General features: G+C 34.1%; 17 protein-coding genes. 14 read left to right on the forward strand and 3 right to left on the reverse strand.

What is annotated here, in order from left to right:
- Positions 1-52: 52 nt before the first annotated feature.
- The 5 genes from LNP04_RS13785 (at position 53) to metF (ending at position 7,586) form a co-directional block, all read left to right on the forward strand.
- Complete coding sequence (locus tag LNP04_RS13785) at positions 53-1,225, forward strand: O-succinylhomoserine sulfhydrylase (RefSeq protein WP_229983507.1); 1,173 nt, start codon at positions 53-55, stop codon at positions 1,223-1,225.
- A 204-nt stretch (positions 1,226-1,429) separates the two neighbouring features.
- Positions 1,430-2,440, forward strand: coding sequence for a homocysteine S-methyltransferase family protein (locus tag LNP04_RS13790; RefSeq protein ID WP_229983508.1), 1,011 nt, complete (start codon positions 1,430-1,432; stop codon positions 2,438-2,440).
- Positions 2,441-2,531: 91 nt separating this feature from the next.
- Positions 2,532-5,198 (forward strand): methionine synthase, encoded by a 2,667-nt coding sequence (gene metH, locus LNP04_RS13795; RefSeq protein WP_229983509.1) that lies wholly within the window; start codon positions 2,532-2,534, stop codon positions 5,196-5,198.
- A 3-nt stretch (positions 5,199-5,201) separates the two neighbouring features.
- Positions 5,202-6,614, forward strand: a complete 1,413-nt coding sequence (locus LNP04_RS13800) for a P-loop NTPase fold protein (RefSeq protein WP_229983510.1) — start codon at positions 5,202-5,204, stop codon at positions 6,612-6,614.
- 15 nt (positions 6,615-6,629) lie between these two features.
- The gene (metF, locus tag LNP04_RS13805; RefSeq protein ID WP_229983511.1) at positions 6,630-7,586 is read left to right on the forward strand and encodes a methylenetetrahydrofolate reductase [NAD(P)H]; all 957 of its coding nucleotides are present in this window, start codon (positions 6,630-6,632) and stop codon (positions 7,584-7,586) included.
- Positions 7,587-7,642: 56 nt separating this feature from the next.
- Here metF and LNP04_RS13810 read toward each other — a convergent pair whose 3' ends face one another.
- Together LNP04_RS13810 and LNP04_RS13815 are read right to left on the reverse strand one after the other, a co-directional pair.
- Positions 7,643-8,128, reverse strand: coding sequence for a hypothetical protein (locus LNP04_RS13810; RefSeq protein ID WP_229983512.1), 486 nt, complete (start codon positions 8,126-8,128; stop codon positions 7,643-7,645).
- 17 nt (positions 8,129-8,145) lie between these two features.
- Entirely contained in the window at positions 8,146-9,300 is a 1,155-nt protein-coding gene (locus LNP04_RS13815; protein WP_229983513.1) for a hypothetical protein, read from the reverse strand.
- A 98-nt stretch (positions 9,301-9,398) separates the two neighbouring features.
- Here LNP04_RS13815 and folE point away from each other — a divergent pair, with 98 nt between their 5' ends.
- From folE to LNP04_RS13860, 9 genes are all read left to right on the forward strand, one after another.
- Positions 9,399-10,067 carry a GTP cyclohydrolase I FolE gene (folE, locus tag LNP04_RS13820; RefSeq protein ID WP_047447041.1) on the forward strand — a complete coding sequence of 223 codons (669 nt, stop codon included), beginning with the start codon at positions 9,399-9,401 and terminating at the stop codon, positions 10,065-10,067.
- A gap of 94 nt (positions 10,068-10,161) precedes the next feature.
- Positions 10,162-10,509, forward strand: coding sequence for a DinB family protein (locus LNP04_RS13825; protein WP_324292117.1), 348 nt, complete (start codon positions 10,162-10,164; stop codon positions 10,507-10,509).
- A gap of 149 nt (positions 10,510-10,658) precedes the next feature.
- The gene (gene cysS / locus LNP04_RS13830) at positions 10,659-12,125 is read left to right on the forward strand and encodes a cysteine--tRNA ligase (protein ID WP_229983515.1); all 1,467 of its coding nucleotides are present in this window, start codon (positions 10,659-10,661) and stop codon (positions 12,123-12,125) included.
- A gap of 245 nt (positions 12,126-12,370) precedes the next feature.
- A complete protein-coding gene (locus LNP04_RS13835; RefSeq protein WP_229983516.1) occupies positions 12,371-13,534 on the forward strand; it encodes a T9SS type A sorting domain-containing protein in 1,164 nt (387 codons plus the stop codon).
- 128 nt (positions 13,535-13,662) lie between these two features.
- Entirely contained in the window at positions 13,663-16,314 is a 2,652-nt protein-coding gene (locus LNP04_RS13840) for a 4-alpha-glucanotransferase (protein ID WP_229983517.1), read from the forward strand.
- A gap of 141 nt (positions 16,315-16,455) precedes the next feature.
- Positions 16,456-17,460, forward strand: coding sequence for a hypothetical protein (locus LNP04_RS13845; RefSeq protein WP_229983518.1), 1,005 nt, complete (start codon positions 16,456-16,458; stop codon positions 17,458-17,460).
- Positions 17,461-17,643: 183 nt separating this feature from the next.
- On the forward strand, positions 17,644-18,105 hold the full coding sequence (locus LNP04_RS13850) for a hypothetical protein (protein WP_229983519.1): 462 nt from the start codon (positions 17,644-17,646) through the stop codon (positions 18,103-18,105).
- A 137-nt stretch (positions 18,106-18,242) separates the two neighbouring features.
- Positions 18,243-18,752, forward strand: coding sequence for a ferritin (locus LNP04_RS13855; protein WP_229983520.1), 510 nt, complete (start codon positions 18,243-18,245; stop codon positions 18,750-18,752).
- A 166-nt stretch (positions 18,753-18,918) separates the two neighbouring features.
- On the forward strand, positions 18,919-19,836 hold the full coding sequence (locus tag LNP04_RS13860) for an IS982 family transposase (protein ID WP_407928602.1): 918 nt from the start codon (positions 18,919-18,921) through the stop codon (positions 19,834-19,836).
- Positions 19,837-19,873: 37 nt separating this feature from the next.
- On the opposite strand, the gene LNP04_RS13865 is transcribed toward LNP04_RS13860, so the two are convergent.
- A complete protein-coding gene (locus LNP04_RS13865) occupies positions 19,874-20,446 on the reverse strand; it encodes a porin family protein (protein WP_229983521.1) in 573 nt (190 codons plus the stop codon).
- Positions 20,447-20,527 lie beyond the last annotated feature (81 nt).

A 20,527-nucleotide genomic window follows, 5' to 3' on the forward strand; every position in this document is an offset into this window, starting at 1 on the left:
GACGATTTAATATAGTATAGGATGTAATCCTATCAATTAAAATTAGATAAAAATGGAAAACGAAAATTTCGAAACCCTTGCGATAAGAACCCAAACGGAGAGATCTCAATTTGATGAACACTCTACGCCTTTGTATCTTACTTCAAGCTTTGTTTTTGAAGATGCAGAAGATATGAGAGCGAGTTTTGCCGAAGAAAAATCAAAAAATCTATACAGCCGATTTTCAAATCCGAACGTTACAGAATTTACAGATAAGATCGTCAAAATGGAAGGTGCAGAAGCAGGTTATGCTTTCGCAACGGGAATGGCTGCAATTTATTCCACATTTGCAACATTGCTCAATGCAGGAGATCATATTGTAAGCTGTCAGTCAGTTTTCGGATCTACGCACACTTTGTTCACAAAATATTTTCCAAAATGGAATATCGAAACCACATATTTCAAAGCTGAGGATTCTGAAAATGTAGAAAAATACATCAAACCCAATACAAAAATCCTGTATCTGGAAACGCCGACTAATCCGGCAATTGAAATTTTAGACTTAGAATTTTTTGGTCAGATTGCCAAAAAACACAATCTGATTTTTATTGTCGATAACTGTTTTGCAACACCTTACCTTCAGCAACCAATCAAGTATGGAGCAGATATTGTGGTGCATTCTGCAACGAAACTGATTGACGGACAAGGTAGAGTTTTGGGTGGAGTAGCGGTCGGAAAAGAAGATCTTATCAGAGAAATTTATCTTTTCGCAAGAAATACAGGTCCTGCAATGTCACCATTCAACGCTTGGGTTTTATCAAAAAGCTTGGAAACTTTAGCAATCCGTGTAGAAAGACATTGCGAAAACGCTTTGAAGGTCGCCGAATTTTTAGAAAATCATCCGAATGTTGAATTGGTAAAATATCCGTTTCTAAAGTCACATCCGAGTTATGAGATTGCCAAAAAACAAATGAAGCTAGGCGGAAATGTTGTCGCTTTTGAAATTAAAGGCGGAATTGAAGGCGGAAGAAACTTTTTAGATAAAATAAAAATGTGCTCGCTGTCTGCCAATCTTGGTGATACGAGAACAATTGTGACACATCCCGCATCTACAACGCACTCCAAACTTTCCGATGAAGAAAGAAATGAAGTGGGGATTACTGCAGGATTGGTTCGTTGTTCGGTAGGTTTAGAAAATGTGGATGATATTATAAAAGATTTAAAACAAGCGTTGGCTGAAGAATAAATAAAATTAGGAGCAAGACAAGTAGTCTTCAAAACAAAAGTCTCACCCGCTGTCCGCTATATCTTTTTTGTTTTGAGAAAACAAAAAAGGATGCCGCTTCCATCGGGGCTATGTTGAAGATTTGTTCTTCGGTTCAACGATAAAAGAACGTTTTTGGGCTTCGGAAACTTGGGAATGTTACCAATAAAATATGTCATAATAAAAATGAAAAATTCAAAACAATTATATAAAGTATTGCAAGAACGCATTCTCATTCTCGATGGAGCAATGGGAACGATGCTTCAGCGATATAAATTTCAGGAAGAAGATTACCGTGGAGAGCGTTTCAAAGACTGGGAACATCCGGTGCAGGGAAATAATGACCTTCTTTCGTTGACACAACCGGAAGCGATTGAGGAAGTTCACAGAAAATACCTTGAAGCTGGAGCTGATATTCTGGAAACCAATACGTTTTCGGGAACAACTATCGCAATGGCAGACTATCACATGGAAGGTTTGGTGTACGAACTGAACTATGAATCCGCAAAGATTGCCAGAAAAGTTTGTGATGAGTTCACCGCTAAAAATCCTGACAAGCCGAGATTTGTTGCAGGATCAATTGGACCAACCAACAGAACGGCAAGTTTAAGTCCGGATGTTAATGATCCCGGCTACCGCGCAATTACTTTTGAAGAGTTGAGATTGGCTTACAAACAACAGTCAGAGGCTTTGTTGGATGGTGGTTCAGATATTCTTTTAGTCGAAACAATTTTTGACACGCTGAATGCAAAAGCGGCCTTGTTTGCCATCGATGAAATTCAGGAAGAAAGAGGAATTGAAATCCCAATCATGGTTTCCGGAACGATTACCGATGCTTCAGGAAGAACCTTGAGCGGACAAACGGCAGAAGCATTTTTAATTTCAGTTTCCCATTTAAATTTATTAAGTGTAGGATTCAACTGCGCTTTGGGAGCCAATCAGTTAACGCCGTACTTAGAAACACTGGCTCACAACTCCGAATTTTGTGTTTCTGCATATCCAAATGCGGGATTACCCAATGCATTCGGACAATACGACGAGTCGCCGGAGCAAATGGCAAGTCAGATTAAAGAATATGTGGAAAAAGGATTGATCAATATCATCGGTGGATGTTGCGGAACGACTCCGGAACACATCAAAGCAATTGCCGATTTGGTAGAAAAATATGAGCCGAGAAAATTTAATGTAACAGCATAACAATTTTATCCATGTGACAATTATTGTTATTCTAAGTGAATAAAAAGCCTAATTGGTAAACTGTTACATTGATGCATTGCTAAATTAAACTATGAAATATTTAAAATTATCAGGCCTCGAGCCTTTGATTATAACGCCGGAAAGTAATTTCATCAATGTTGGTGAAAGAACCAATGTTGCCGGATCCAAAAAGTTTTTAAGGTTAATTAAAGAAGAGAAATTTTCTGAAGCTTTAGATATTGCAAGAGATCAGGTTGATGGAGGTGCGCAAATTCTTGATGTGAATTTTGATGACGGTCTGATTGATGGGAAAGCTTCCATGATCAAATTCCTGAATCTTATCGGTTCCGAACCGGATATTTCCAAAATCCCAATCATGGTCGATTCTTCCAAATGGGAAATTTTGGAAGCTGGTTTGCAAGTTGTTCAGGGGAAATGTGTGGTGAATTCCATCAGTTTAAAAGAAGGAAAAGAAGAATTCGTAAAACACGCCAAAGCCATCAAAAGATACGGAGCGGCGGTTATCGTTATGGCCTTCGATGAGGTCGGGCAAGCCGATAATTATGAAAGAAGATTGGAAATTACCAAACGTTCTTACGATATTTTGGTGGATGAGGTTAAATTTCCTGCTGAAGATATTATTTTCGATTTAAATATATTTCCCGTTGCAACCGGAATGGACGAACACCGTCGCAACGCAATCGATTTCATTGAAGCTACACGTTGGGTAAGACAAAATCTTCCGCATGCTTCGGTGAGCGGTGGGGTTTCCAATGTTTCGTTCTCTTTCCGTGGAAATGATACCGTACGTGAGGCGATGCACTCAGTTTTTCTTTATCACGCAATTCAGGCTGGAATGAATATCGGAATTGTAAATCCGGCAATGCTTGAGGTTTATGATCAGATCAATAAAGAACTTTTAGAGCTTGTAGAAGATGTAATTCTCGACAAAAGAGAAGATGCAACCGAACGGCTCTTAGATTATTCTGAACGAAATAAATCGGTTAAAAAAGAAAAAGTTGAGGAGCTGGAATGGCGTACATATCCGCTGCAGGAAAGAATCACACATTCTTTAGTTAAAGGTATCGACCGTTTTATTGAAGAAGATGTAGAAGAAGCCAGATTGCTTGCTGACCGTCCTCTTCACGTCATCGAAGTCAATCTGATGACCGGAATGGGTGTTGTCGGAGATTTATTTGGTGCAGGAAAAATGTTCCTTCCGCAGGTAGTGAAATCTGCCCGTGTGATGAAAAAAGCGGTTGCTTATTTACAGCCATTTATTGAAGCTGAAAAAGACGTAGCTCAGAAACCCAACGGAAAAATTTTGATGGCAACCGTAAAAGGCGATGTTCATGATATTGGAAAAAATATTGTGAGCGTAGTATTGGGTTGTAATAACTACGATATTGTCGATTTGGGCGTGATGGTTCCTGCAGAGAAAATTATTCAGGCAGCCATTGATCACAACGTGGATGTTATTGGTTTGAGCGGATTGATTACCCCAAGTCTAGATGAAATGGTCTACATCGCTTCAGAATTGGAAAGACAGAATTTAAATTTCCCCTTATTGATCGGTGGTGCAACGACTTCGAAAGCGCATACTGCCGTAAAGATTGATTTAAAATATAAAAATGCTGTCGTTCACGTCAATGATGCTTCCAGAGCGGTCAACGTGGTAAGTTCATTGCTTGGAGACCGAAATAAGGAATATGTTGATGATTTAAAAAATGACTATTCAGATTTTAGAGAAAAATTCCTGAACAGGCAGGTTGATAAAAACTACGTTTCGATCGAAGATGCCCGAAAAGATAAGCTTAAAATCGATTGGGAGAAAGAAGAAATTTTCACGCCAAATAATTTAGGAATTCAGGTTTTTGAAAATCAGGATCTGGAAGAACTGATTCCTTTTATCGACTGGTCGCCGTTTTTCAGAAGCTGGGATCTCCATGGGAAATATCCGAATATTTTTGATGATGAGGTTGTTGGCGAGCAGGCAAAAGAACTGTTTGCAGACGGGCAGAAAATTTTAAGGAAGATTGTTGACGAAAAGCTTTTAGTAGCAAAAGCAATTTTTGGAATTTTTAAAGCCAATTCAAACGAAACTGATGATATTTTAATCTATGATGAAAATGATCAGGAGAAAGTGAAATTTTTAACTTTAAGGCAACAGGTTCAGAAATCAAAAGGCAAAGATTATATCGCATTAAGCGACTTTATAGCGCCAAAAAGTACAGGGAAAACCGATTACATGGGCGCTTTCTGCGTCTGCACAGGTTTCGGAACTGATGAATTATCTGATCAATATGAAAAAGACAACGATGATTATAATGCCATCATGGTAAAAGCAATTGCCGACCGTTTTGCTGAAGCTTACGCCGAATTTTTGCATAAAAAAGTTCGAACAGAATATTGGGGCTACGCCAATCAGGAAAATTTAAGCAACGAAGATTTAATTGCTGAAAAATACAAGGGAATTCGTCCGGCTCCGGGATATCCGGCTTGTCCGGATCATTTGGAAAAACATGCCATTTGGGATTTGTTGAAAGTGGAAGAAAACATCGGAGTTTATCTTACTGAAAGTTTAGCGATGTTCCCGACAGCTGCTGTTTCTGGATATTATTTTGGAAGTCCGCATGCAAAATATTTCGGCTTAGGAAAAATTTCAGAAGACCAATTGAAAGAATATTCCCAAAGAAAAGGAATTTCTTTACAGGAAGCTAGAAAATGGCTGAACCCTAATTTAGCAGATGGATTTTAAATTATGGGAAGAGAATTAATAGAAAATGTTTTTCAAAAATTTGAAAAACATTTAAATATTGAGAATAACAATAGGATTGTTTTCTCTGGGAAATTTGGAATTGGAAAATCTTATTTTTTGAATGAATTTTTTAGTGACGAAAAATATGAAAAAGAGTATTTTCCAATTTTTATAAATCCAGTAAATTATTCAGTTTCAAATAATCAAGATATTTTTGAATTGATAAAGTTTGATATATTATTTCAGATTCTAGAAAAAAACATTATTGACTTTGAAGATTTTGATTTTCCAACAGGAAATTTAGTTTATCAATATTTTTCAAATAAATTTTTGAATGATTTTATTTCAAATATAGATTTATTAGGAGAAACGGTTATTGAAGAACAATTACCTAAATCTTATTCAATAATCAAAAATGTAGGGAAATTACTTTCAAAAATTTCTGAAATTAACAAAGGTGATTTTGATAATTTCAAAAAAGAAATAGAATCAGATCCAGATTTAAAAATTATTAAAAATTTTTTTGATAAAGAAGAATTAAAAATTGGTTCTCTTTATGAAAATAATGCAGTTTCTCAGCTCATTTATAAATTAATAAAAGATATTGAAACGAGAACTGAAAAGAAACCTGTTTTGGTTATTGATGATTTAGATAGAATTGATCCTGAGCACATCTTTAGAATCTTAAACATCTTCTCTGCACACGATAAATTGGGTGAAAATAAATTTGGATTTGAGAAGGTCATTTTAGTTTGTGATATAAATAATATTAAACATATTTATCATCATTTTTACGGAGAGCATGTTGATTTTTTTGGATACATAAATAAATTTTATTCTTTAGAAGTTTTTGAATATTCGAATAAAGATTATGCAAAGTGGTTTAATGAAAATTTTAAAGAAGATGCTTATAGAAATGGCAATATTGATTTTTTAGGCTACATACTGTCAGATGCTATTTCAAAAAATTATATTTCTGCAAGACAGTTGTTTAATGACGATTTCTCAAGAAAAGGTGTGACAAATTTTTATAATTTTAGTAATTCTCAAAATTACGATGTATTATTCAAGCATAAATATATAAATACATTCTCTCTTTTTAAAAGCACATATATACTACTCAAGACTATAATTCGATATTTTGGTGATTCGAATAATTTTATAAAATATGTGCAAAACGTTGAATTTAATCAATTGTCAAAATACCAGAATGTAGTTGGAGAACTATACCTATTTATAGATTTCAAAAAGGAAAAAAATGAGGATAGCAACAATAGTCTCCTTGTTACCCCATACAAGTTTAGCATAAATTATAAGCATGGAAGATTTGAGTTTACTGGTGATTTTGTTAATGCTGATCTAAAATCTCTTTTAATAGATGCAATTGTGCAGTATAATGAAATAATAGAAATTTAACTAGAATATAATTAAATGAAAATCACAGATCATATAAAAAACGCCAATGGCAAAACTCTTTTCTCCCTTGAAGTAGTTCCGCCTCAAAAGGGAATTGGGATTGAAGATTTATATAAAAATATAGACCCTTTGATGGAATTTAAGCCTCCATTTATCGATGTAACGACTTCACGAGAAGAATATATTTATATCGACAAAGGAAACGGCTTGATGGAACGCCGAATTACAAGAATGCGTCCTGGAACTTTGGGGATTTGTGCGGCTATTCAGCATAAATATAATGTTGATACCGTTCCACACTTGCTTTGTGGTGGTTTTACGAAAGAAGAAACAGAATATCTTTTGGTAGACTGTATGTACTTGGGAATCGATAATATCATGGCGCTTCGTGGGGATGCAATGAAAGGTCACCAATATTTTGAAGCCACTCCTGGAGGTCATGCAAGCGCAATGGAGTTAGTAAACCAGATCAATAATTTGGGAAGAGGGAAATATCTTCATGATGAGCAAATTTGTGATGATCACAACAAATTCTGCATCGGAGTTGCCGGTTATCCTGAAAAACACATGGAAGCGCCGTCAATGAATTACGATCTGAAATGGCTGAAACAAAAAGTAGATGCCGGTGCAGATTACATCGTCACCCAAATGTTTTTTGATAACAAAAAGTATATCGAGTTTGTAACTAAAGCCCGTGAAATGGGCATTACAGTTCCAATTATTCCAGGAATTAAACCGATTGCAACAAAAAAACATTTGAAACTGTTGCCACAAGTTTTCAAAATAGATTTACCTGAAGATTTAATCAATGCCGTAGAAAGCGCAAAAAATAATGAAGCCGTAAAACAAATTGGTGTAGAATGGGCGATCAGCCAATGCAAAGAACTGCTTGATTTTGGAGTTCCCGTACTGCATTTTTACTCGATGGGTAAAAGTGATAATATTAAAAAAGTGGCTGGAGAGCTGTTTTAAATAGTTAGTACAAGTGAAGAGATAAGGCTTTAGAAATTTTTCTAAAGCCTTATTGTTTATATTTCGTTTTGATATTTTAAAAGTTGATCAAAAACACTTTTTGTAGTAGGTTTTGAAGAGTTGGTATTAAAAATAAACATTCCGCTGTCTATGTTGAAAAAGTATTTTTTGGTGTCGTCGCTTACTGAAAACCATTTCAAAAGACCATTTACGAGATTGATATCTTCCCATTTAATCGAGCATTCATCTAAATTAAAGATGTGCGGGTTTTGATTTAAAGTGTCTCTGAAAATAATCTTTCGCTCTTCTACATAAATAATTCCGCTTCCCTGAAATGCTTTCAGTTTAAAGAACTCATTTTGAGTATTTCCCATATTGTAACGTACAAAAGCATAATATTCGGGTGTTCCAATTTGTTCTAAAAGAATTTTTTGTTTCTTCTTTCTGCTTTGGGCAGCTAAATAAGCAATCAGAAAAATAATTGCAGGAATAGATAAGATGAAAAAAAGAAATACAATAAAGAAAAAAACTAATGAATCCATAATTATGTTTTTATAATTTAAACCGTTGGGTGCTTCTCAAACTCTTTGGTTCTATCAAATAAATACCTAAAAGTCGCCAGTTTTCTTGTCACTTCAGTTTCCAGATGTTTCGCAAGACCCAGCATTTTTGGGTTGAAATCACCAATCCACTGCATTTCAAAATCTTCAAAATTAGTTGCCACTCGGAAGTGGTTGGCCGCTTCCACGATGAGGTAACCTTCTACGCCTTTGTTTTGCCATTCCGGAAGAACTCCAAAAATTAAACCAACAAATTTAGAATTGTGCTTGAAAGTTTTATAATATAGAAATTTCAGTTTGTCCCAAAATCCAAATTTTCCATCTAAATATTTAAACCATTGATTCAAATCAGGAATATTAATCCACATCGCAACCGGATTCCCACTTTCGTAAGCAAACCATGCAATATGTTCATTCATTACAGGTTTCATATTGTTGAAGAGCTTTTTTACATCATTCAGCGACATTTGCTTTCCACCTCCGTGGCTTTCCCAGGATTTGTTGTAAATGGTGTAGAAATCTTCGGCAAACTTATTCATATTCGCTTTTGTGACGCGTTTTGAAGAAAAATTTTCATTTTTAGAATGCTTGGCGTGCATGATATTGAAAATCCTTGAAGTAGGAGCGTGAGCTTTTCTGCTGAAACATAACTGATTAAAATAAATTTCAAATCCGTAATTCTCAAAAAGCTCTTTGTAGTAAGGATAATTGTAATTCATTCCGTACAAAGGTTCAGAGAAACCTTCAATCAGAACACCCCAGAATTTATCACGTTCTCCGAAATTAATCGAACCATCCATCGCTTCCATTCCTCTTTCCTGAAGCCAGTTTTTACAATGGTCAAAAATAAAATTGGCTGTTTCCTGATCATTGATACAGTCGAAAAAACCAATTCCACCTGTGGGTTGCTTTTCGATGTATTGCTTGTTTACAAAAACGGCAACTTTTCCTACAGTCTCACCTTTTTCATTTTTAAATAAAAAACGCTTGCTTTCACCATTTGCAAAGCATTTGTTAATATTGTTGTCAAAAACGCTCTCAATGTCTTTATCTAATGGTCGGATATACGATTTATCGCCTTTGTAAAGTCTGGCAGGAAACTCCAGAAACTCCTTCTTTTGTGCGTTATTCAGTACTTCTTCTACAGTGACCATAATATTTTAGAATAATAGATGTGAAAGGTAATTCAAATTTGAGCTAAATTAAAATATAGAATTAATTTTATCCGTATTTTTGTTGCAAAATAAATAAAATGGTTGATTTTACCGATAACGATGATGATATTTTCACAGGGAAAGAGCATACGCCCATCCGTGAAGATGCTTTTGAGAAATCGCCACAGGAAAAAATAGAAAAAATTACCCAGCTTTTTGGAGAAATCATGGAAACTTTGGGTCTTGATATGACCGACGATTCTTTGAAAGATTCTCCGAAACGTGTTGCTAAAATGTATGTAAATGAAATTTTTGGAGGACTTCTTCCTGAGAATAAACCAGGAATTTCTACATTTTCAAACAAATATAAGTACCGTCAGATGTTGGTGGAAAAGGATATTACGGTATATTCATTTTGTGAACACCACTTTTTGCCAATCATCGGAAGAGCTCATGTTGCTTATATTTCAAGTGGTGACGTGATCGGACTTTCTAAGATCAACAGAATTGTAGATTATTATGCAAAAAGACCACAGGTTCAGGAGAGATTGACGATGCAGATTGTTGATGCTTTAAAAGATGCCCTAGGAACTCAAAATGTTGCCTGCATTATTGATGCAAAACATCTTTGCGTAAATTGCAGAGGAATAAAAGACACCGCAAGTTCAACCATCACAGCTGAATTAAGCGGAATCTTCAGAACCAATCCTATTACGAGGCAAGAGTTTCTGCATTATGTAGGAAGTCATGCTAAACTTGATTATTAGTTTATTGTAAATGTATTATCAAATACTTAAAAATATAATAGACGAAGAACTTCATAGATTTGGAAACATTTCTGAAGAATAATGGTCGCATAAAATTTCACCTGAAAAATGGTCAAAAAAAGAAATTTTGGGTCATCTTTGTGATAGTGCTTTATCGAATATCAGAAGATTTGTAATCACTCAGTATAAAGAAAACGACAATATTGTTTATGACCAAAATTTTTGGGTGAAAGCTCAGAATTATAAGGATGTTCCGACTTTAGATATTATCAATTTATGGAAATTTCTGAATTTTCAAATTGTACATACAGTCGAAAATATTCCTGATGAAGCTTTACAGAGAACCTGTGATATGACAAAAGTTGAACCTCAGATTTTTACCTTAGAATTTATTGTCAAAGATTATATTGATCATTTACAACATCATTTAAAAGCTATTTAGTAATGATAAAATTTAAAAAAGTTTCAGATAATATTTTTGTAATGACAATTATTTGTTGTTGCTGATTTTGCTGTTGAAAGATTCGGATCTTTTAATTAATTTAAAAACTTTAAGACTAAATTAAATCATTACATCAAAAAACAAAAACGATGCAACTAAAAATATACAATTCGCTTACAGCGGAAAAAGAAATATTCAATCCAATTTTAGAAGGAAATGTAGGGATGTACGTTTGCGGACCTACGGTTTACAGCAATGTACATTTGGGAAATGTACGAACTTTCCTTTCTTTCGATTTTATTTACAGAAGCTTAATGCACTTAGGCTATAAAGTACGATATGTACGAAATATCACCGATGCGGGGCACCTTACCGACGATGGAGATGTAAACAACGATCGTTTCGTTAAGCAAACTCGTCTTGAAAAATTGGAACCAATGGAAATTGTACAAAAATATACGGTAGATTTTCATAAGGTTTTGGAAATGTTTAATCTTCTTCCACCGAATATTGAACCCACAGCAACCGGTCATATCGTTGAACAAATCGAATTGACTCAGAAATTAATCGAAAAAGGTTTTGCTTATGAAAGCAACGGTTCGGTTTATTTTGATGTTTTAGAATACAACAAAAGAGGTTTGAATTACGGCGAACTGTCAAAACGTAATATCGAAGAACTTTTTGCCAACACCAGAGATCTTGACGGACAGGGAGAAAAGAAAAATCCGCAGGATTTTGCCTTGTGGAAGAAAGCTTCTCCGGCTCATATTATGCGTTGGAATTCTCCTTGGGGAGAAGGTTTCCCGGGATGGCATCTTGAGTGTACTGCTATGAGTACGAAATACCTTGGTGATAAATTCGACATTCACGGAGGTGGAATGGATTTGAAATTCCCTCACCACGAATGTGAAATTGCACAGGGAAAAGCCTGCAACGACGTAGAACCTGTAAATTACTGGATGCATGCCAATATGTTGACCATGAATTCTCAGCGTATGAGCAAGTCAACCGGGAATTATATTTTACCTAAACAATTGGTTTCCGGAGAAAATGATTTCTTCGAAAAACCTTTTCATCCTACAATCGTTCGCTTCTGCTTTTTACAGGCGCATTATAGAAGTGTTTTAGATATTTCAAATGATGCGATGTTGGCAAGCGAAAAAGGTTTCACAAGATTGATGGAAGCGGTGAAAGTTTTAAATTCAATCAATCCAAACGATCAGAAAGAATCTGGTTTTAATCTTAAAGAATGGAAAACTAAAGCTTATGACGCTTTGACGGATGATTTCAATTCACCAGTTTTGATTGCACATTTATTTGAAGCAGTAAAATTTATTTTTGCTTTAAAAGATGAAAAAGAAACAGTTTCTACCGATGATTTAGCAGATTTAAAATCAACTTTAAATGCTTTGATATTTGATGTATTGGGACTTCAGGCAATTGAAGAAAATAATAATGAAAAGTTAGACCAAACGTTGCAGGTTTTAATCGAACTGAGAAATCAGGCTAGGAAATCTAAAAACTTCGAACTTTCAGATCAAATTAGAGATAAGCTTTTGGCTGAAGGAATAGAGTTAAAAGACGGAAGAGATGGAACTTCTTATGTTTTGAATTAATTTTATTGAAAAATTATATAATGGAAACTCTCACTTTTACGGTGAGAGTTTTTTATTATCAGTATTAAAGAACTTTAAAACTCATGCGCATAAGTTCATTAATTCATGCGCATAAATCAGACAATTGATGCGCATGAGTTTTTTATCATCAATTTAAAATATAATATTCACAAATATTTTTTTTAACCAAATCAAAAATTGTTTAACTTAGTAAGACTAAAATAATTACAAATAAAATTTATCATATGAAAAAACATTTATTCCCTATTCTTCTCTTGTTACTTGGAAATACAGTCAATGCACAGCAAGATTTTTTTGCGCTGGCAGGTAAAGATTCTCCAAGAATTGAGTTCAGCGATTTCCGTGCAATGAATGCAGACGGAACTTCCGGTCAGAGTATTTTTGGAGTTTCTTCTGAAGCCCATGTAATTTCTCAGGAAAGAAAAGCCTCGGTTACAGAAGATAAAACGTCATACAATCATGCCCAATCGATGACTTTGGCGGCTTTGGCTTATGATTCTTCTGGTAATAATTTGGTGTATATGCCTATGTTTTCCTCTAATGTTTATGTTTTAAATCAAAAAACGAAGGAAATTACATTGGTAGAAAATAAGACTGCCACAGTAACATCTTGTGACATCAATTCTCACATTACTCGAATGACAACTGGTTATGACGGAAATATTTACGCCATCAACAATGCCGGAACGCAGTTTATTCAAATCAGTAAAAAGAACAATCAGTACATTGTAAACGATCTTGGAATTATCAAAGACGATGATGCAAATGGTAAGAATTCTTTCACTGCTATGGAAACCGGTTTTGGTGGTGATATGATTGCTGACGGAGATAATAATTTCTACGTTTTCTCAACTGCAGGAAATGTTTTTAAAGTTTCCACGAAAGAATTAAAGGCAAAATTTGTCGGCAAAATATCAGGACTTCCTGAAACATATTCTGTAAACGGAGCAGCCGTGAATTCTAAAGGTAAAGTGGTGATTGCAAGTGCAAAAGGAGCTGCTTTATATGAACTAAGCCTAGATAATCTTGAAGCAAAACAACTTCCTGGCGAAACTGACTTGCATATTTATGATTTGGCAAGTAAGTATTTCGTCAATGACAGAGCAACTTCTGCAACTGTTTTTGCTAATTTAGATGTATATCCGACGAAAGTTGACGAGCATTTTATCTACGTTAATGTGAATGACAATTCGGTAAAAGGAAACATCAAAGTAAATGTTTTTGATCTGTCAGGAAAAACTGTTTTGACGCAGAGATTATCTGTAAAAGAAGGTCAATTAAACCAACAGGTTGATCTTAAAAATTTAGTAAGCGGTCCATACCTCGTCAATATTACAAATGACGCAGGTAAAGCTTTATTGAATAAAAAAATTCTCGTAACAGAATAAATTTTGATTTTTTAAATGATTAGAAGAACCTTTTTTCAATTTCGAAAAAAGGTTTTTTTAATGATTATTTGACATTGTAACCATTTGTATTTCAATTTTAAAACTGTATTTTTATCAAAAAAAGATAGATGAAATTATATTTTAACGTTAGCTATCGGGCAAAAGCTGGTGAAAATCTGCAGTTGATGATTAGCGAAAATGGCAATGCGTCTAAAATTCACGCCATGTTTTATACAGAAGATGGCTTTTGGAAATGCGAAGTAGATTATTTTTCAAAATCAATTTCTTACCATTATCAGCTTGTTGACGATAAAAATAATGTCGTAAGACAAGAATTTGTTTCGCATGAATTAAGTTTTCCTCATAACTACAAAGAGTTTTTGATTTTTGATCAGTGGAACAACAAAAACTTCCCTGAAAATTATCTCAACAATAAAATATTACATAATAAACTGAATCAGTTTGTTCCGAAAAAATTATCTGTTCTTAAGAAGCATAGTCATTTATTCAGAATTGAAGCGCCTGTTTACAATCCAAATTGGGAAATCGTTTTGTTTGGAAATGCGGAATCTTTAGGAAATTGGGATTATAACAAAGCTATTCATCTTTCCCAAACCGATTTTGGTATTTGGGAAACGTCTGTAGAAATCCCTGAGAATCATTTAATTCAATACAAATATGCGATTTTTGATAAAGATGCAGGAAAAGTCATTGATGTAGAGAGCGGAGAAAACAGGTACACGATTCCTAATCTTCAGAAAGATGTTTTGCAGATTTGTGCAGATCATTACTTTAAATTTAAGTCTTACCAAATGTATCACGATGCGGGAGTTGCAGTTCCTGTATTCTCTTTGCGAAGTGAAGATGGTTTTGGAGTAGGTGAATTTTCAGATTTAAAAAAACTGGCTGATTGGGCTAATGAAACGTCATTAGGTATTATTCAAATTTTACCAATCAATGATACAACAGCAAACTATTCATGGACAGATTCTTATCCATATGCTGCAGTTTCTGTATATGCTTTACATCCACAATATATTTCGATCTCAAATTTAGATTATAAATTACCTAAAGAATTAGTTGAAGAATTTAAAGCTGAAAAGTCGGAATTAAATTCTTTGGAGTTAATTGATTATGAAAAGATGATTTATTCTAAATGGAAATATCTGAAAGCAGTTTTTAATCTCGAAAAAGAAAAGATTTATAAAGACCGAAACTTTAAAAAGTTTTTAAAGGATAATGAAACCTGGCTTTTACCATATTCGGCTTTTTGCGTTTTAAGAGATAAATATAAAACACCGAACTTCAATAACTGGAAAACTCATAAGAAATATATCGCCGGAAAAATAGCCCCATTTTTCTCTGTTAAAAGTAAAGATTATGATGCTTCGATGCTTCATGCCTGGGTGCAGTTCCAGCTTTATCAACAGCTTAAAGATGCTGTTGGCTATATTCATAGTTTAGGGGTTTCTTTAAAAGGAGATCTGCCAATTGGTATTTACAGGCATTCCGTAGAAGCATGGACTGAACCTGAATTATTCGGAATGGATTTTCAAGCAGGTGCACCACCAGATCAGTTTACAGAACTTGGACAAAACTGGGAATTCCCGACTTATAATTGGGATGCCGTGAAAGCTGATGATTTCCAGTGGTGGAAAAACAGATTCAAAGCCTTGGAGCAATATTTTGATGCGATGAGAATCGATCATATTCTCGGGTTTTTCAGAATCTGGAGAATACCGATTTCTGCAACGCAAGGGATTTTAGGATATTTTTATCCGGCTATTCCTATTGTCTTGGAAGAATTTAAAGCAAGACATATTCCTTTTGATTTCGACAGATACTGTAAACCGTTTATCAACGATATGATTCTTTGGAATTATTTCGGAGAGCAAAGTAATAAGGCTTTAGAATTTTTAAATAATAATTTAGACGGAACGTATTCTTTCAAAGAAGAATTTGATACTCAAAGAAAACTTTCAGATTATTTCAAGAAAAAAACTGCGGGTTCTATAGAAGCACAATTGATTGCGCTTTGTGCTAATGTTTTATTTTTAACTGATGAAAGAGATGGACAAACGGTGTATCATCCGAGATTTAATGCATTTAAAACTGAATCTTATCAATATCTTTCAGATTGGGAGAAAAAGGCAATTTATGAATTGTACCAGGATTATTTCTTCAAGAGACAAGATTTTATGTGGAAAGAAAAGGCGATGGAAAAGCTTCCGGTCATTTTAAACTCTACAAAAATGTTGATTTGCGGAGAAGATTTAGGAATGGTTCCGGATTGTGTTCCTGAAGTGATGGATGAATTGGCGATTGTTGCTTTGAAAGTTCAGAGAATGCCATCAGAACAGATTCCTTTTTACAATCCTAAAAATGCGGGTTATCTGAATGTAGTCACAGCTTCATCTCACGACAGCTCAACGTTGCGACAGTGGTGGAAAGAAAATACTGAATTAACTCAGCGATTTTATAATCAGCAATTGATGCAGTATGGTAAAGCTCCTGATGATTTAGAATCTCATTTAGCGGAAATTATTATGAAACAACATCTGTACAATGATGCGATGCTTGCAATTTTTCCGATTCAGGAATTCTTCGCAACAGATGAAAAATTGACCAATCCTAATATGGGTAATGAGAGAATTAATAATCCTTCAGTATTTCCGCACTATTGGCGATACAGAATGCATTTAAATGTGGAGAATTTAACGGAGAATACATCTTTAAGCCAGAAAATTTCAGATTGGATCAAAGACAGTGGTCGTGCTTAATGAAAATAATGATATTGATTATCAGTTGGTTAAAATATTTATAAAAGAAGTTTTACTTTAGGGTTTAACTTCTTTTTTTTCTTTACATCCAAAAGACAAGAATGAGAGTTCTGAACAATTAACCAATTAATGCTTATAGAAATGAAAAAAATACTTTTGGGATTTGCTTTGACTTTGTCGACTTTGTCGTTTGCTCAGCAATATCCAAACAATGGATATGGAAATGATGGGTACGGAGATAATGACGGATATTACTCTGATCAGGACGATCAAAATTATTTCCCGGACGATTATTACTACAATTATCCTCAGGATTATTATCCTCAAGATTATTATCAAAGTCAGTACAGCGATTATAGAAACAGTATTGTCAATATTAATTGGAATGTTTTCTTCCAGCAGAATAGACTAAACCGTTGGCAAATCGATCAGATTTTGTATCTGAACAATCTGTATTCAAGTTTTTCCGGATGGAATAATTTTTACAGATATAACCCAGACAGATGGTATTATGACAGATTCTATGCCATGGAAAGAATTTTAGGACCAAGAGTGTTTGTTGTTTTCCAAAACAATTATTATCACAGACAAAGTCCGATTGTTTATTTCCAAAACTACAGAAGAACATATTATTCACCAAGGTTTAGAGTAACACCAAGATACCGAAATGTAAATATCAATATTTACAGAGTAGACAGAAACAGTTTCAGAAGAAATGATAATCCTACCTTAAATGTAGTTAGAAATTCAGGATTCAGAAATGGAAATAACAATAATTCCGGTGGATTCAGAAATCAAAACAATGCTGTGAGAGGAAATAATGGAAACAGTGGAGGTTTCAGAAATTCTGATAATGGAGTTCGAGGCAACAACGGAGTAAGAGGTAATAACGGAAATGGTGGAGTGAGAGGAAACGAAAATGCAGGCGGTGGATTTAGAACTAATAATAGATCCGAAGCAAGTGCACCAAGAGCTGTTGAACCGAGAAGGTCTGAAAATAATAGTACAAGAGGAAATGGAGGATTCAGATCTCAGCAAAGAAGCGAAAGTGCCAGTCCTAGACAAAATAGCACACCAAGACAACAAAACAGTGGAGGTGAAGGAAGAAGTTCTGGAGGTTTCAGAAATAGTTTAGTTAAAAATTAGTTTTCATATATTATATTTGAGTGGTGTGGAGATTGGGTTTTGTTGCCTAATCTCCTTTTATTTAATATAAATTATAAAAATATTAATATTAAAATTTAACATTATTTGTGAATTTAGTATTTAACTTTACTTAAAAATGCATATCAAATAGATATAACAAACAAACCAATTAATTTAGAACAAATGAAAAAATTAGTATTAGCAATAGCGTTTATCGGAATGGGAAGTTTTGCAATGGCTCAACAAGCTCCGCAGGATAAAAAAATAAACAGAGAGGAAATGAAGCAGAAGATGCAGCAAAAAGAGCAGGAAAGAGTGGCTGAAATGCAGAAAGAGCTGAATTTAAATCAAAGTCAAATTGCTCAAATCAAAGGTCTTCATGATAAAAGAAAAGCTGAAATGAAGAATAACTTTGAAAAAAATAAAGAGCAGAGACAAGCGAGAATGGAGCAAATGAAGGCAAAGAGACAGCAGATGGATAATGATATGAAAAAAATTCTTTCGCCGGAACAATATGATAAATGGCAAGCCGGAAAAAAAGCAAAAATGGAAGAGAGAAGAGCGATGATGAAAGAAAAAGGTTTTAAGGGTGACCGAAAAATGAGACATGGTTTGAAACCAGCACCTCAAGCCCAAGTAAACTGATAGTTTATAATTTTGATTTTTTAATGTTATGAGGGTGGAAGCAATTCCATCCTTTTTTGTATTCAATCTAAATCTAAATTTGGTTAAAACTTTTCAATTCGCCTTATAATGCGTAATTTTGAGTATAAATATTTATTATGGTAAGCGAAAAAATAGCACAGTTAATAAACGAACAAATAGCTCACGAGCAATATGCTGCTCAATATTATCTTTCAATGTCTGCATGGTTTTCTGCAAAAGATCTTGATGGAATTGCCAATTACTTCAGAGTTCAATGTAAAGAAGAATTGATGCACGCAGATAAAATGTTTGATTATTTGAATGATGTAGGCGGAGAAATCATCATTGGCGAAATTGCAAAACCGCCGCATGTTTTCGAAAGTGCGGTAGATATTTTTGAGAAAGCTCTGGAACACGAGAAAAAAGTAACAAAAAGTATTTTTAACATCGTAAAAAATGCCAACGACGAAGGAGATTTTGCTACGACATCTTTCTTACAGTGGTTCATCAACGAGCAAGTGGAAGAAGAGGCGAGTGCATCTCAATATGTAACTAAGATCAAAATGGTATCCGACAATCCTTCGGCTTTATATCTTTTTGACCAGGAATTGGCACAGAGAGTTTTTGTACCGGATACGAAGGCTTAATTTATTTAGGACAATGAAAAAAGTTTCGGCGGCACCAAAGGTGCCGCCGAAACTTTTTATAAATAACCTGAGTTCGGGATAAGAATACAAAATAAATTTGCAATAAAAAGCAATAATTCGTATATTCAAGTATCTAACATTCAAATATTTAAACGAACTATTGCTTATGATTTTGAAAGACCAAATTACAAATATTTTTGTACAAGTTGATGATTTCTGTAAAGAATTTGATTTCCAAATCAAACACATGAAATTTCAGGCGCTCGGCGACCAAAAGAAGAGAAGAAACAGAAGATCTATGATGTCGGATTCTGAAATTATTACGATTATGATTGGTTTTCATCTGGGTGCACACAAAACATTTAAGCATTATTATCAGGAAATAGTTTGTGGTTATTGGAATAATTTGTTTCCCAAAGCCCTTTCCTACAATAGATTTATAGAACTTCAGCAAAGAAGCTTTGTGGTTTTTGCCTTATTTTTGAAAGAAAAATGTCTGGGTAAATGTACTGGAATCAGCTTTATGGACAGCACAACTTTGAAAGTTTGCAGAAACCAAAGGATTCACAATCACAAAGTTTTCAAAGGTTTGGCAGAGCGAGGAAAATCTTCGATGGGTTGGTTTTATGGGTTTAAACTGCATTTGGTTTGTAATGAAAAGGGAGAACTTTTATCCTTTTATATAACGAAAGGAAATATTGATGACAGAAACCCAAAGCATATCAAAAAAATGACGCAGCAGCTTTTTGGAAAACTATTTGCCGATAAAGGATATCTTTCCAAGGCTCTTTGGGAAATGCTTTTTGCTGATGGAATCCAGCTTTTTACTAAACTTCGTAAGAATATGAAGAATCATATTATGAAAATGGAAGACAAAATTTTGCTCCGAAAAAGAGCCATCATTGAAACGATCAATGATGAATTAAAGAACCATTGTCAAGTGGAACATACTCGCCACAGAAGTGTTAGTAATTTTATGATGAATATTTTGGGGAGCTTAACTGCTTATTGTTTCTTCCCCAAAAAACCATCATTAAACTTAAAAAAAGTAAATGATGGTCAATTGTTTTTAAATTTTGCTTAAACCGAACTCAGGTTAAATAAGTAATGTATTATTCGAATTAGAAATAATATGTTACCCCAATCCTATAAACGTCTCTTTTAGCTTCATAATATGTTAAAACTAATTGATCAAACTGTTTTGTAAAGCCTTTTGAAATTGTACCTTCTATAGTAAAATGATTAGATATTTTATAATCTACCCCGATATCTCCACTGACTCCGAATCTTTTCCTGAAATAATAAAAATTATTATATTGTTCATCAGGAATATAGTTTAGTTTGGGACCAACAAGTATTGAGAATTTATTATAAAAGTTATATTTAAAATAGATTGGTAATTCAATAAAAGTAACAGATTCTGTAAATGAAACTGTAGGTGTTACTTGTATATAAGATTTTGGTGAAATCTGTTTCTCTATTAAAAAACCTCCGTAAGCTTCATCAATAATACCGCTGAGGTAGCCTGATGGATTTCCATATTCGTCAATGGCATTGATATTAGAGTAGTTCCAGCCGGCTTTTATACCAAATTTTAAGGGATAGTTTTGCGAATTGATAAAAATTGGAATACAATAAAGGAACATAAAAAATGGTAACTTCCTAATTTTAATACTAGAATCTGAGAAAATCATGTTGAATTTTTTTAAATCATCGTGTTCAATGTTTCGAAATTACAAAATATCAAGTAAGATAGGAAAATATGTTCAGTTTTT

Source organism: Chryseobacterium sp. C-71 (assembly GCF_020911865.1).
In the GTDB taxonomy this organism is placed as follows: Bacteria; Bacteroidota; Bacteroidia; order Flavobacteriales; family Weeksellaceae; genus Chryseobacterium.

Excerpts from the sequence above, each read along its gene's own strand:
- LNP04_RS13860 (WP_407928602.1), top strand. The coding sequence starts at position 18,919 with ATGATTTTGAAAGACCAAATTACAAATATTTTTGTACAAGTTGATGAT.
- LNP04_RS13865 (WP_229983521.1), bottom strand. The coding sequence starts at position 20,446 with ATGATTTTCTCAGATTCTAGTATTAAAATTAGGAAGTTACCATTTTTT.
- LNP04_RS13855 (WP_229983520.1), top strand. The coding sequence starts at position 18,243 with ATGGTAAGCGAAAAAATAGCACAGTTAATAAACGAACAAATAGCTCAC.
- LNP04_RS13815 (WP_229983513.1), bottom strand. The coding sequence starts at position 9,300 with ATGGTCACTGTAGAAGAAGTACTGAATAACGCACAAAAGAAGGAGTTT.
- LNP04_RS13800 (WP_229983510.1), top strand. The coding sequence starts at position 5,202 with ATGGGAAGAGAATTAATAGAAAATGTTTTTCAAAAATTTGAAAAACAT.
- metH (WP_229983509.1), top strand. The coding sequence starts at position 2,532 with ATGAAATATTTAAAATTATCAGGCCTCGAGCCTTTGATTATAACGCCG.
- folE (WP_047447041.1), top strand. The coding sequence starts at position 9,399 with ATGGTTGATTTTACCGATAACGATGATGATATTTTCACAGGGAAAGAG.
- LNP04_RS13840 (WP_229983517.1), top strand. The coding sequence starts at position 13,663 with ATGAAATTATATTTTAACGTTAGCTATCGGGCAAAAGCTGGTGAAAAT.
- LNP04_RS13785 (WP_229983507.1), top strand. The coding sequence starts at position 53 with ATGGAAAACGAAAATTTCGAAACCCTTGCGATAAGAACCCAAACGGAG.
- LNP04_RS13810 (WP_229983512.1), bottom strand. The coding sequence starts at position 8,128 with ATGGATTCATTAGTTTTTTTCTTTATTGTATTTCTTTTTTTCATCTTA.
- LNP04_RS13790 (WP_229983508.1), top strand. The coding sequence starts at position 1,430 with ATGAAAAATTCAAAACAATTATATAAAGTATTGCAAGAACGCATTCTC.
- cysS (WP_229983515.1), top strand. The coding sequence starts at position 10,659 with ATGCAACTAAAAATATACAATTCGCTTACAGCGGAAAAAGAAATATTC.
- metF (WP_229983511.1), top strand. The coding sequence starts at position 6,630 with ATGAAAATCACAGATCATATAAAAAACGCCAATGGCAAAACTCTTTTC.
- LNP04_RS13850 (WP_229983519.1), top strand. The coding sequence starts at position 17,644 with ATGAAAAAATTAGTATTAGCAATAGCGTTTATCGGAATGGGAAGTTTT.
- LNP04_RS13835 (WP_229983516.1), top strand. The coding sequence starts at position 12,371 with ATGAAAAAACATTTATTCCCTATTCTTCTCTTGTTACTTGGAAATACA.
- LNP04_RS13845 (WP_229983518.1), top strand. The coding sequence starts at position 16,456 with ATGAAAAAAATACTTTTGGGATTTGCTTTGACTTTGTCGACTTTGTCG.